Here is a 14,646-nt window from a genome sequence, read left to right as displayed (position 1 = left end):
TTTAAAATATTCAAGTAAGGATTGATACAACCTGATCAATATTATCTTAATTAGTCAATTATATTCATGATTAACCCAATAACATTTTTCGTCACCAATGTCTTACCGATATACTAACTTAGGTTCATCATGTACTTGAACCTTAATATAATTAGTCTACTAATTGAACTTTCAAACTGTTTGTTGTTCCTTTTTCACCAACTGGAAGACCAGCAGTGATTAAGATAAGGTCACCTTTTTTAGCGAAACCTAATTCTTTAGCTTTTTCAGTTGCTAAACTAAACAATGCATCTGTTGATGCTGGTTTTTCAGCAATGATTGGGTGAACACCCCAGTTAACTGATAAACCATGACGAGTTTGTTCGTCAAAAGTAATAGCTAAAATATCTGAGTCAGGACGGTATTTAGAAATCATACGTGCTGTTTGACCAGATTTTGTAGCAGCGATGATAGTTTTAATACCTAAGCTATCAGCTGTTTCAGCAACAGCACGACCAATAGTTTCAGTAACATCATTTTTGTCAAATTCATTTAATGCAAATGAGCTATGTGCACGCAATGCATTTTCAGATTTTTCATCAATACGAGCCATTGTTGCAACTGATTCTACAGGGTAGTCACCATTAGCACTTTCACCTGAAAGCATTGTTGCATCTGTTCCATCAAATACGGCATTAGCAACATCAGATGCTTCAGCACGTGTAGGACGTGGGTTTTCTTGCATTGAATCAAGCATTTGAGTAGCAGTAATAACTGGTTTGCCCAAAGCGTTACATTTTTTGATTAAGTCTTTTTGAACTAAAGGAACATTTTCAGCAGGAATTTCAACACCCATATCGCCACGGGCAATCATTAATCCTTCAGAAACTTCCATAATAGCATCAATATTATCGATACCTTCTTGTGATTCAATCTTAGGGAAGATTTGAACATGTTCCATTCCTTTTTCTTCAAGTAAAGCGCGGATATCTAAAACATCAGCTGGTTTACGTACAAAACTTGCAGCAATGAAATCAATGTTTTGATCTAAACCAAAACGAATATCGTCTGAATCTTTTTCAGTAATACCAGGTAAGTTAATTGATACACCAGGAGCGTTAACACCTTTACGTGAACCTAAACGACCAGAATTCATAACAGTTGTTACTAATTCGTTAGCAGCTGTATCAATTTCATCAATTCTCATATCGATAAGACCATCATCAAACAATACGTGGCCTCCAACATGAACATCTTCAATTAAACCTGGGTAAGTAACAGCAATCTTTTCTTTTGTTCCTTCAAGTGAATCATCCATTGAAATACGAACAATATCATTAATTTCAAAGTTGATTTTACCTTCTTTTTGAACAGTAGTACGGATTTCTGCACCTTTAGTATCAAGCATGATACCAACCATTTTACCAGTAATTTTTTCTGCTTCATGAACTAATGTCATACGACCTAAATGTTCTTCATGGTCACCATGAGAAAAGTTGAAACGGAAAACATTAGCACCGGCTTCGATTAATTTAACAATTGTATCAAGATCTGAACTGGCTGGACCAAGTGTACTTACGATTTTAGTTTTTTTCATTAGATTATGATCTCCTCTTAGTTTACTTATTATTTATAAATAACAATAACAGTATTATATTATTTTGGTGTTGAAAGTCGTGTATTTAAGTCTAAAAGACTCAAATCTGTATGATGTTTATGTTCTTCAAGCGTTGCAACAATATCTTCAGCAACTAATTTGTTGTCTTTAATACCAATTGCTAATCCGCCTTTACCTTCCATAAGAAGTTGAACAGCATAATCACCAAAACGACTTGCTAAGACACGATCTTTGGCAGTTGGTACGCCACCACGTTGTGTATGGCCTAAAATAGTCACACGTGTTTCAAAATTACCATATGTGTCTAATTCAGCAGCAAATTCACTAGCTCCCATAACACCTTCAGCTAATACGATAATTCCTGAATCTTTACCATGTTCACGGTTACTGTTGAGCTTGTCTGCAATTTCTTGCATGTTATATCCTTTTTCAGGAATAACAATAACATCAGCACCACCAGCAATACCGGACCATAAAGCAATATCTCCAGCATTTCTACCCATTACTTCAACGATAAACGTACGTTGATGTGAACGAGCAGTATCGCGAATACGATCAATTGCATCAAGAGCTGTGTTAACAGCTGTATCAAATCCAACTGTGAAATCTGTATCAGGAATATCATTATCGATTGTTCCTGGAATACCAACAGCGTTAAATCCACGTTTTGTGAGTGCTAAAGCACCATGGTATGAACCATCCCCACCGATAACAACTAAAGCATCGATACCGAACTTTTTAAGTTGTTCGATACCTTTTAATTGTCCTTCAGCAGTTGCAAATTCAGGATAACGGGCTGAATATAACATTGTTCCACCGCGTTGAATAACATCATCAACGTCAGCATATTCAATTTTATGAATATCGCCAGCAACTAAACCAGCAAAACCATAATTAATACCGTATGCTTCTAATCCTTCACCAATTACACGACGTGCAACAGCACGAACTGAAGCGTTCATACCTGGCGCATCTCCACCACTTGTTAAAATACCAATGCGTTTCATTTCTTCACCTCAATAAGTAATTTAAGTACATATTTCACTCACTATATTAACACTTTTCAGAAAAGTTGTCTTGTTAAATGTGAAAATATTTTCAGTATTTTCAAGAATAAATTACTTAATGACGACATTTTCAGAACCTAATATTTTTGTAAGCGCTGTATGTGTTTCTTTGTCGTTCCTTAACCAATAAGTTCTATCTAAACTAATTTTACGATTGTCTTTTTCATAGTACAAAATAACCGGTGTTTGACCTAACCTTATTTTCATGGTTTGCATTAATTTTTCTATTTTTTCATTTGTTGTTTCTTTAGTAATCTTCAAAAACCATTTTTTTTGAGTTATTCGTTTAAAATAATCATCTGCTAATTCTATTTTTTTAACAATAATTTGTAATCCTCTATTTGTTTCAACATCCCCCGAAACGACAACGACCTTATTTTTTTCAAGTAAAGATTCTTTCTGTCGAAATAAATCAGGAAATATTGTCAAATCAATCTCACTTGTTTCATCCGAACCATTTACAAAGGCCATTTGTTGACCCTTCTTTGTTCGAATAACTTTTACTCTCGTAAGATTAACTAAAATGGTTACATGTGTCTTATCAGATATTTCCGATATTTTTTTAAAATCGCTTTGATTTAGCTGTTTCCGATACTTCTCAACCGGATGTCCCGAAAGATACGCACCTAAATATTGTGATTCTTTTTCTAATCGAACCATTAATGGAAAGTTTGATTGTCTTGCTATCTTAGGTGTTAATAATTCAAATAAATTAGTATTATTTCCACTTAAATCAATACTACTAATTAATTCTGGTAGAGCACTAATCAACTCAGCACGATTATATTCAAATTGATCAAAACACCCAGAATATATTAAAGCTGAAATATTTTCCTCATTTAAATATTTTTTATCTATCCGATGCAGGAAGGATTGGAAATCTGTGAACAATTCTTTTTTCCGTAATGTAATGATATGTTCAATAAAGTCTTTTCTAAGTCCTTTAATACTATTTAATCCAAATAAAACAATATTTTGTCTTAAACTAAAACCTACCTCGCTCATATTAATATCAGGTAATTTAATTATTACATGATATTGCTTTGCTTCCACTAAGTATTCTTTTATTTTTTGCGGATTATTACCAACGGAATTTAAAATAGCTTCAAAAAATGCAGCTGGAAAATTAGCTTTAATATAGGCTAATTGAAAAGCAATTTTACTATAGGCAACGGCATGTGAACGATTAAATCCATAATTAGCAAACTGCTCAATATAACTATAAACTGTTTTAGCTACATCTTCTTGAATTCCATTATCATATGCCCCATTGATAAACTGAGTACGCATTTCATCAATAGTCTTTTTTTTCTTTTTACTCATTGCTCGGCGTAGTAAATCAGCTTCACCAAGTGTAAAATTACCCATCTTTGATGCGACCTGCATAACCTGCTCCTGATAAACTAATACACCATAGGTTGACTCAAGAATTTGTTTTAAACTATTGTCCGGAAATGTTATTTTTTCAAGATGATGTTTTCGTGCAATAAATGTATCTATATTTTCCATCGGACCCGGCCGATATAACGCATTTACAGCTGCGATATCTTCAAAAGATGTTGGTTGTAATTTTTTTAAAACATTTTTGATACCATTAGATTCAAATTGGAAAACACCGGATGTATCACCTAATCTAAAAAGAGCTAATGTTTTTTCATCTTCTAAATTAATGAATGCTGGATTGAAGTCTGCTTGATAATTCTTTTTAACCTGTGTTACAGCTTGATCTAAAATATTTAAATTACGTAGACCTAAAATATCGATTTTTAATAAACCAACATTTTCAACTATATCTTTAGAATACTGCGTTAAAAGAATATCCTCACTTCCATTTTGTAACGGAACCACTTCTCGTAAATCAATTTGGCTCAATACGACCCCTGCTGCATGCGTAGAGTAGTGTCTTGGAATCCCTTCGATATGCTGCGCAATTGTAAAAATATTTTTATTTTTGGAACTATCATTAACTAAATTACGTAATTTTTGTGATTGTGCTAGCGCCTCTGTCAACGTAATTTTCAAAACATTTGGAATTGAATCACTCCACCCTTTCATTTCAAAAGGTGATACACCAAATACTCGACCAACATCCCTCAAAGCCTGTTTTGCTGCCATTGTGCCAAATGTAATAATTTGAGCCATGTGATAATGTCCATATTTTTGATGTAAATAATTAAGGATTAGTCCACGTTTATCATCTGGAATATCTAAATCAATATCCGGCATCTGAACACGTTTTGAATTCAAAAAACGTTCAAACAATAAATTATATTTAATTGGATCAACATCCGTAATCGTTAAAACGTAGGCTGTGATCGATCCAGCAGATGACCCTCGTCCTGGGCCAGTTATAATATTTTGCGAATGAGCATAGTTCATAATATCCCAAACGATTAAAAAGTAATCTTCAAATCCCATTTGTTGAATAACGTTTAACTCAAGTTCTAATCTTTGTTTATATTCCTTAGGTACACCATTTGGAAACCGCTCATTTAATCCAGTATTACACATACTTCTCAAATAACTATGTGCTGTTTCATTATTAGGTAATGGATACTCAGGTAGTTTGGGTTGTGAGAATGTTAATTCCAGAGACGTTTCATCTGCTAAATTTTGGGTTTCTTGAATTGCATCTGCCATTAGCAATTCTTGATATTGCTCCGTTATCTCTTTTGGATTTCTTAATGCATATTCTCCCTGAATTTGTTCATCAACTTTATTAATTAAAATCGTTTCACCAGTACTAATTGCCTTTAACACATCAATATCAAACTGATTTTCAGCATCCAAATAAGCTACTTCATCTAGCGCAATTACACGAATATCAAAATTTTGAGCTAAAGATTTAATTGATTGTGCCGTAATTTTATCCATTAAGTGAGATAGGCCAACTCGAATATTTTCTGAACCTATTAAGCTTTGATATTTGGCTAATAATTCTTTTGCATCGGATATTTGACTTTGTTCAATTAAATAACTAAATTCACTTTTTTCACTAGGTGATAATATAAATAAACCGTCTAAATAGTTAGTTAAACTACTAAAGTTTAACTTATCATCATTTAAGGTCATTTTTAAGGTCGATAATTGCATTAAATTTTGATAACCTTGTTTATCTTTTGCAATAAAGGTCAATTCATATTCATGGTTTGTTTCGATTAAACCGGAGATATCTAACGTTAGTCCGATAATTGGCTTAATTTCAGCTTTTTGACAGGCATTATAAAAATCAATTGCACCATACAATGTATTATTATCTGTTAAGGCAATTGCTTTATAGCCTTTACTTTTAGCACTTTGAACAAGATCATTAATTTTAGTGGTGCTTTGTAATAAGCTGAATGAACTTTTAACTTTTAACGGAACAAACATTTTATCCCCCTTTTCACGTATCTATTAATGTTATTATACAAAACTTTTTAACAATACCCAATAGACACTAAAAAGCTTTTGCAAAAATAATTATTTGTGCTAAAATTAGCTTTGAATGTGAGGTGCTGTTCTATGATGAAACAATTAACAATTCTCTTTTGGGGCTTCATTTTTGGTGAAGTAATTGGTTATATCGTAAGCTCACTAACTGGTACATTGTTTGCACCAGTTTTGTTAATCGGTATTATTTTTGCAGTTACCGGCTTAATTGTCGTAAATTGCCTCTACGCCATTCTCAAAGATCCTAAATCAGATAAATAAAAAAAGATAAACTAATTAGTTTATCTTTTTTTTGGCTTTATAAGACTATAAGGAAAAATTTGAGAAAGAAAGGTCTCAATATGTCCTCTAGTTTAACTCATCCACACTATTTAATAATACCTATTTTGTTTCTTCAGATACTAATTTTATAATTTCTAGAACAACATCCGTTGCTTTTTCCATTGTTTCAACTGAAACAAATTCAAATCGCGCATGCATATTTTCTGCTCCAGCAAATATATTTGGTGTTGGTAATCCCATGAATGAGATTTTTGAACCATCTGTCCCACCACGTACTGGATAGATATCCGGTTTAATTGCTAAATTTTCCATAGCTTCTTTAGCAACAGTCACAACAGTCATATCCTTCTCGATTACTTCACGCATATTGTAATATTGATCTACCATATCAATTGTCACACGTTCAGAATCAAAATCAGCATTCATTTTATCAGCAATACCCATCATATACTTTTTGCGATCTTCGAATTTTTGGCGATCATGATCACGAATAATATATACCATTTTTGCTTCATCAACTGTACCTTCTACTGAAATTAAATGGTAAAAACCTTCGCGGCCTTCAGTTTTTTCAGGTACTTCATCTTGTGGTAATAATGAGTCAAATTGATTTGCTAACTTACTTGCATTAATTAAAACACCTTTAGCAGTTGCAGGATGAACTTCCTTACCTTGAATTGAAACGACTGCTTGAGCAGCATTAAATGTTTCATATTCTAATTCACCTAATGGTCCACCATCAACAGTGTAAGCTAAATCAGCTCCAAAATCGGCTACGTCAAATTTATCAGCACCTACCCCAATTTCCTCATCAGGTCCAATACCAACTTTAATGTCACCATGCTTAATTTCAGGATGTGCAACTAAATAAGCTACAGCAGTAATAATTTCAGCTACTCCCGATTTATCATCTGATCCTAATAGTGTTGAACCATCTGTTGTAATTAATGTATTGCCTTTATAATTTTTTAAATTTGGAAATTCTTTAATAGTTAGTTTAAATTTACCATCATCGTCAAGATTAATATCAGATTCGCCATCATAATTTTCAACGAATTGGGGGTTAACACCCTCTGCTGTAAATGCAGCTGTATCCATATGTGAAATAAAACCAACCGCTTTAACGTTTTTACCAGCTTCTAAATTACTTGGTAATGTTGCTAAAACATACCCACTTTTTTTAGAAATACGTGCATCCTTTAATCCAATTTGTAAAAGTTCTTCCTTTAATTCTTTCGCAAATTCAACTTGAGTTTGCGTTGAAGGAGTTACCCCTGAATTTTCATCAGAACGAGTTTCTACTTTAACATACTTAATAAAACGTGGAATTAATTCTTCATATTTTGTCATGATAGCGTATCTCCTAATCTATTATTTAATATCTCTAATCATACTCTAATTTTAAAATTAAATAAACTGAAATGGATCTGTATTAATATCTGATTCAATAATCTCAATTTGCCAATTATTTTCTAGATTCCATTCTCCAAATAACCGTTTCAATTGTGCTTTACAGATACTTTCAACATGATGGCCCGGATCAATAACTGACAACCCTTCTGCTAACATGTCATGAGCCGTGTGGTAGTAGACATCTCCTGTTACGTAAACATCCGCCTGCTGCTTAATTGCCTCATGATAAAATTTACCACCATCACCACCTAGAACTGCAACACGCTTAATTGATTGCGTCAAATCATTAGAAATCAGTCTTAATCCACTTATGTTAAATTGCTTCTTACAATATTCAGAAAATTCAATAACAGTCATAGGACTAGTTAAATTTCCGATTCGACCCATTCCATAATCTGAACTATTTGTATGCACTAACGGGATTGTTTCTTGTAATTTTAAACGACTCGCTAACCAATCATTCATCCCACCTGTAACATTGTCTAAATTAGTATGAGCTGCATACACTGTTATATTATGACTCAATAAATCGGCATACATTTTATTTTGAGGATTCGTAGTATCCAAATTTTTTGCCGGTCTAAATATTAATGGATGATGTGCGAAAATAAAATCTACATTTTTATTAATTGCTTCTTGGACAACTTCTGGACGAACATCTAAAGTTGTCATTACTTTAGTAACAGTATTATTAATATCACCTAATTGTAGGCCTACTGGATCACCAATTTCAGCCATACTTTTTGGAGCAAATACTTCGAATTGATTGACTAAATCAATAATTTTTGTCATCCCAGCATCTCCTCAATTTCTTTGATATCAACTTCTAATATCCTTTTTTTATCAATAGGAACTTTATTTGCTGCCTCAAAATTTTTTAAAACTTTACGCTTTTTTTCCATTTGCTTGTGCCATTTAGCTTTGAATACATCGCTTTGCTCAATTCTTAATTTAGGTCCATACTTTAAATCTAATATCGAGTAGCTCATTTTAGTGTTAACTTTCTCAGCAACAATAATTTCATAGACATGATGGTCGTCTTCGACAATATCTTCATCAATAATTTGATATGAATGATCCATTAACCATTCTCTTATTAATTTTTGTCCAACATTAGGTTGAATAATTAAACGACGGACACCCGTTAATTTTTCTAAATCGGCAGTAAATATATCCTTTATTAAAGGGCCACCCATTCCGGCAATTGTGATAGTATCAATATTATCGTCTAATTTAATTGCCTTTAACCCATTAGCTAATCTTGGCATTATCATGTGGTCTAATCGTTCTGTATTAATTTCTGTTACGGCATTTTCATAAGGCCCTTTAGCTACTTCTCCAGCAACAGCATATGAAATAATTTTATTAATAGCTAAATACGCAGGTAAGTAAGCATGATCCGATCCAATATCGGCCAATCGTGCATTTTTTGGTACAAATTTTGCAACTCGAACTAATCGATCTGATAAATGTCGTGCATCCATTTCTTGATCCTCTTCTTTCGTATCTTATCTTTTCTTATTATAACTAAAAAAGGACCATTATAAAACAGGTTTCGTTTTATAATGGTCCTTAAATTTTTTATTCTAAGAAATCTTTTAATTGTTTTGAACGAGATGGATGGCGTAGTTTACGTAATGCTTTAGCTTCAATTTGACGAATACGTTCACGTGTCACTCCAAACACTTTACCAACTTCTTCAAGTGTTCTTGTGCGACCATCATCAAGACCGAATCTTAAACGCAGAACATTTTCTTCACGATCTGTTAATGTATCAAGAACATTTTCTAGTTGCTCCTTCAAGAGTTCATAAGCCGCATGGTCAGCTGGACTAGTTGCATCTTGATCTTCAATAAAATCACCTAAATGTGAATCATCTTCTTCACCAATTGGTGTCTCTAATGAAACAGGTTCTTGAGCAATTTTTAAAATTTCACGAACTTTTTCGGCTGGCATAGCTGGCATATCCATTTCAGCACCAATTTCTTCAGGAATTGGTTCGCGAACAAGTTCTTGTAATAATTGGCGTTGAATTCTGATTAATTTATTAATTGTTTCAACCATATGAACTGGAATTCTAATTGTACGTGCTTGATCAGCAATAGCACGTGTAATTGCTTGTCTAATCCACCATGTCGCATATGTTGAGAATTTAAATCCTTTACGATAATCAAATTTCTCAACAGCCTTCATTAATCCCATGTTACCCTCTTGAATTAAATCAAGAAATTGCATTCCACGACCAACGTAACGTTTAGCAATTGAAACAACTAAACGTAAATTAGCTTCTGCCAATTTTTGTTTTGCTTCTTCGTCGCCTTCTTCAATTTTTAATGCTAAAGCAACTTCTTCTTCAGCTTTTAAAAGGTTAACACGACCAATTTCTTTCAAATACATTCTAACTGGGTCATTAATTTTTATTCCAGTTGGTGCTGATGTGTCTTTTAAAGCTTTCTTTGTAACTTTTTCAGCTGCTTTTAAACTATGTTCACTTGGGTTTCCCTCTTCATCAACAACAGCAATACCAGCATCTGCGACTTTTTGAAGTAATTTATCCATACGATCAGCATCTAAATGGAATGGTGTTGCTAGTTCATCTGTTAAATTATCATACTTAATTTCTTTTTTTACTTTATATTCCTTGATCAACTTCGTTTGTGCTTTTTTAAAGCCTTTTTCGTCAAATTCTGATTCTTCAACTTTTTCTACTTTTTTTACCATTAATAATTCCTCCCTTAGATGGATGTTCGTGGTACTTGTTGTTTTTGATATAATGCAATTAACTTAACTGATAATTCATTGGTTAGTTCTGTATTGCCAAGACGATTTGCTTCCATAAGATCTGATCGAACTTGATTAATTGATTGTTCCATCGGCGAATCATTCATAATGACGGACACACAATCATCAAATTCATCCTCTGAAGACTCTTCTGCAACTGTCATCAGCTCTATTTGCATTAAAAATCTCTTTGAAGACTCTTCTGGCAAGTAATCTAAAAAACTAGCAATTTCATATTGCTCATGTAATTCTAAATAGCCTTCAGCTAACGTATATATTAACTGATAACTATCATGAACAAAACTAAAATCATCAATTGATCGAATTTTCAGCCAAGCTGTATGATCATGTAATATACGATAAAGCAATAATCTTTCAGCTCTTTCAACACGATCAATTTTTTCATCGCTCATGACCTCTGAGCGATTTTCTACAGGTGGTTCATCTGTTCGAACCCTTGGAACTTGATTAACTTGTTGCACTACTTTTGGTTGAACGGCAACTAAATCAATTAACTGTTGTCTTAGAATTCCTTTATCAATTTTAAATTCATCTGCCAACTGATTAATATAAATATCTTGCTCAAACGGCGTTTTAATTGTAGTTAAAACTTGTAGTACTTGATCAATATAATCAATTTGCTCACTTTCATTTTTTAAGTTTTTATTTCGTTTCAAAAAATTCATTTTGAATGAAATAACCGTCTCTCGAGCAGAGTGAGCTAACTCCAGAAACGCTTCTTTACCATTTTTTTTAACAAACTCATCAGGATCCATACCGTTAGGAATGGCTAGCACGCCAACTTTCATTTTTGTCTGATTCGCTAGCAGGTTCAAAGCACGATTTGTTGCATTTTGCCCGGGTTCATCCCCATCATAACAAATATTTAATTGTGATGTTGAACGTTCTAACAAATAAATTTGTTCATTTGTTAAACTTGTTCCCATAGAGGCGACACCATTTTTAACTCCAGAGCGGTATGCTGCTAAAACATCCATAAATCCTTCGAACAAAATAACATTTCCTTCTGTCCGAATTTCTTTTTTTGCCAAATCGTAATTAAATAGAATCTCTCTTTTATTAAAAATAGGCGTTTCAGGACTGTTTAAATATTTAGGTAATTCTTTATTTTTTTCAAGCAGACGACCTGAAAAGGCAACAACTTGACCATTTTGATTTCTAATCGGAAACATCACTCGATCAATAAATCGTTCACGCAAATCACCTGTTTGATTTTCAATAAATAGTCCAGACTGCCTTAATAATTGATAGTCTACTTTCTTTTCCTTAAAAAAATCTTGTAAGACCGATTTCCCAGGCGCAAATCCAATTTGGAAAGTTTTGATAATTTCATCCGTTATACCACGATTATGCAGGTAATCTAATGCCTTTTGACCCATTTCTGTATTCATTAAAATGTGTTGATATAATTTAGCACCGTCATCATGAATTTGCTTTAACTGACGATTTTCAGTTGATTCTTGTGTCCTTGCTGACTGAGATTCAGAATATTTACTATCGATATCCATTCCTGAAAATTCTGCAACTTTATTGACAGATTCTGGAAAGCTAAGTCCCTCTAGCTCAATTAAGAACTTAAAAACATTCCCACCTCTTCCACAGCTAAAACAGTGAAAAATTTGTTTCTCTTCGCTTACAGAAAATGAAGGCGTTTTTTCTTCATGAAATGGACATAAACCCATAAAATTACTACCAGATTTTTTTAATCCGACATACTGACTAATGATATCAGTAATATTCACACTAGTTCGCACCTGTTCAATTACGTTTTCGGGTATTCTCATTCCAACTACTCACCTCCAAAACTAACGATACGAAGTTACCTATATTTTGAGTACCCATAATAATAGCATTTATTTGACATAAATACAATTATTAGCTTCAAGTAATAGACACTTTTGTCAAATATGACTATTCTGATTCTATTACCAAACAAAAAAGGAATTTATCTTCACAGATAAATTCTCATTTTTATATTACTTAATATTTAATTTACTTAAATTACCTAATTTTGAACTCATCTTAGCAATTAAACTCAATTGATTTAAGCGATTATTTTTAATTTTTGTATCATCAACCATAACCATTGTCTGGTCAAAATAATTTTCAATTAGCGGACGAATCTCGCTTAATGTAGTATATAACTTCTCTGACGTTAAATCTGCCAACTGACTTTGGATTATTTCAACTCGTTCAAATAAATCTTTTTCAGCAGTATTATCTAATAATACTTGTTCAACAACTAGATTAGTTGCCTCATTTTTATCTGCTAGCTTTAATACACGATTGATTGCTTCAACGGTCTCCTTGAAATCCTTATCATTTTTATGATTTTCTAAGGTTACAGCGGCCTCTGACATAACTAATAAATCTGCATCTGTACTTTCAACAACACTTTCAATTACATCATAACTGACGTTTTTATTTGAAAGCCATTGCTTCATACGATCATTAACAAAACTTAAAATATCTTTATCATTTTCGCCAACAGTCATCTTGGTAAATAAATCTGGATGTATCGTTGCCAATTCCTTAATATCGTTCAGTACCTCAAGTGGTGAAAAATGCCACTGACGATCTTCAACAATTCTAACTATCCCAAACGCTTGACGACGAAGTGCATAGGGATCATTTGATCCAGTTGGAATTAATCCAACTGAGAAGAAACTTGACATGCTGTCCAACTTATCAGCAATTGCTAAAACTGCACCAATTTTTGATTTAGGTAGTTCGCCATCAGCACTAATTGGCATATAGTGTTCAGAAATTGCTTGTGCAACAGTTGGATTTTCGCCCATTAGCAAGGCATATTTCTCACCCATAATTCCTTGAAGTTCAGAAAATTCTCCAACCATCCCTGTTACCAAATCAAATTTATAAATTTCACTTGTTCTTTGTAAAAGAGATAATTCATGGTCATTTAAGCCAAGGCGTTTACCAATGATTTGTGCCATTAATTGAACACGTTCCATTTTTTCAGACATTGATCCAATTTTATCATGGAATGTGACATTTTTTAATCGCTCTACATAATCATTAATCGTTTGTTTTTGATCTTCTTGGTAGAAAAATGCAGCATCTTCCAATCGTGCTGTAAGAACCTTTTCATTGCCTGCTTCGACGTTAGCAATGTTAGCTTCTGTCCCATTACGAACTGAGACGAACATTGGTAAGATTTCATCGTTTTGGCCACGCACATAAAAGAATCTTTGATGGTCTTTCATTGAAGTCATTAGAACAACATCAGGAATATCTAAATATTTCTTATCAAAATGACCAGAAAATACTGTTGGATATTCAACTAAATTGTTAACTTCTTCCAAAAGATCCTCATCAAGAATAATATGCCAGTCTTGATTATTTTCAAGATTAGTAATTTGTGTTCTAATCATTTCTTTTCGTCTATTAGAATCAACGATTACATATTGTTCTTCTAATTTTTTAACATACTCTGTTACTGAGGCTAAATCTACAGCTTCTCCTAAAAAACGATGGCCTTGCGTTTGGCGGCCAGATTTAATATTTAAAATACTGAATGGAATAACGTCACTATCAAGTAACGCAACTATCCAACGAATTGGTCTAACATATTTAAAGTCATAATTTGCCCAGTGCATCATTGTTGGGAATGTCATCGCTTCAATCACATCTTTAATCTGAACCAAAATATCTTTGGCAGATTTACCAGCGATAAATTTATTTACATAGACATACTCAACGCCTTTTAATTCTTTAAACGTTATATCGTCTGTTGTTACTCCTTGTCCACGGACAAAGCCTTTTGCAGCATTAGACCAATTTCCTTCATCATCCATGGCAATTTTCTTTGCAGGTCCTTTAGCTTCTTCTTGAATATCTGCTTGTTTATCAGCCAAACCAGTCACTTCAACAGCTAAACGTCTGGGTGTTGAGAATGCCTTTATTTCGTCAAATGATAACCGTTGCTCTGTTAAAAAGTCACCTACACGTTTAGCCAATTGATTTTGGCTAGGTGTAACAACATGAGCAGGAATTTCTTCTAACCCAATTTCTAATAAAAAGGAATGTGTCATC

9 protein-coding genes and 1 pseudogene are annotated in these 14,646 nt (G+C 33.1%); 1 reads left to right on the top strand and 9 read right to left on the bottom strand.

Annotated features, from left to right (window positions below; genetic code table 11):
* Window positions 1-157: 157 nt before the first annotated feature.
* The 3 genes and pseudogenes from pyk to dnaE all read right to left on the bottom strand — a co-directional run.
* Window positions 158-1,576: pseudogene (pyk, locus tag AC1RPU_RS02225) on the bottom strand (pyruvate kinase); the annotation flags it as partial.
* A 59-nt stretch (window positions 1,577-1,635) separates the two neighbouring features.
* Complete coding sequence (pfkA, locus tag AC1RPU_RS02220; RefSeq protein ID WP_481761352.1) at window positions 1,636-2,604, bottom strand: 6-phosphofructokinase; 969 nt, start codon at window positions 2,602-2,604, stop codon at window positions 1,636-1,638.
* 111 nt (window positions 2,605-2,715) lie between these two features.
* On the bottom strand, window positions 2,716-6,036 hold the full coding sequence (gene dnaE, locus AC1RPU_RS02215) for a DNA polymerase III subunit alpha (protein WP_481761353.1): 3,321 nt from the start codon (window positions 6,034-6,036) through the stop codon (window positions 2,716-2,718).
* A 132-nt stretch (window positions 6,037-6,168) separates the two neighbouring features.
* Between dnaE and AC1RPU_RS02210 the strand changes: the two genes are divergently transcribed.
* Window positions 6,169-6,357: a YjzD family protein gene (locus AC1RPU_RS02210; RefSeq protein ID WP_409022496.1), complete on the top strand. Its 189-nt coding sequence runs from the start codon at window positions 6,169-6,171 to the stop codon at window positions 6,355-6,357.
* Between the two features lie 120 nt (window positions 6,358-6,477).
* On the opposite strand, the gene pepT is transcribed toward AC1RPU_RS02210, so the two are convergent.
* The 6 genes from pepT to glyS all read right to left on the bottom strand — a co-directional run bounded on the left by pepT (window position 6,478) and on the right by glyS (window position 14,645).
* A complete protein-coding gene (gene pepT, locus AC1RPU_RS02205; protein ID WP_481761354.1) occupies window positions 6,478-7,728 on the bottom strand; it encodes a peptidase T in 1,251 nt (416 codons plus the stop codon).
* 57 nt (window positions 7,729-7,785) lie between these two features.
* Complete coding sequence (locus AC1RPU_RS02200) at window positions 7,786-8,583, bottom strand: Nif3-like dinuclear metal center hexameric protein (protein WP_481761355.1); 798 nt, start codon at window positions 8,581-8,583, stop codon at window positions 7,786-7,788.
* Window positions 8,580-9,275, bottom strand: a complete 696-nt coding sequence (locus AC1RPU_RS02195; protein ID WP_481761356.1) for a tRNA (adenine(22)-N(1))-methyltransferase — start codon at window positions 9,273-9,275, stop codon at window positions 8,580-8,582. Before AC1RPU_RS02195 ends, AC1RPU_RS02200 begins: the two co-directional genes overlap by 4 nt.
* A gap of 97 nt (window positions 9,276-9,372) precedes the next feature.
* Complete coding sequence (gene rpoD, locus AC1RPU_RS02190) at window positions 9,373-10,512, bottom strand: RNA polymerase sigma factor RpoD (protein WP_409022492.1); 1,140 nt, start codon at window positions 10,510-10,512, stop codon at window positions 9,373-9,375.
* 14 nt (window positions 10,513-10,526) lie between these two features.
* Window positions 10,527-12,377, bottom strand: a complete 1,851-nt coding sequence (gene dnaG, locus AC1RPU_RS02185) for a DNA primase (RefSeq protein ID WP_481761357.1) — start codon at window positions 12,375-12,377, stop codon at window positions 10,527-10,529.
* 192 nt (window positions 12,378-12,569) lie between these two features.
* Window positions 12,570-14,645, bottom strand: a complete 2,076-nt coding sequence (gene glyS, locus AC1RPU_RS02180; RefSeq protein WP_481761358.1) for a glycine--tRNA ligase subunit beta — start codon at window positions 14,643-14,645, stop codon at window positions 12,570-12,572.
* Window position 14,646 lies beyond the last annotated feature (1 nt).

It is taken from the genome of Dellaglioa sp. CoH-55-MRSF-7 (genome assembly GCF_056782235.1).
This window is presented reverse-complemented; position numbering and strand designations above follow the sequence as displayed.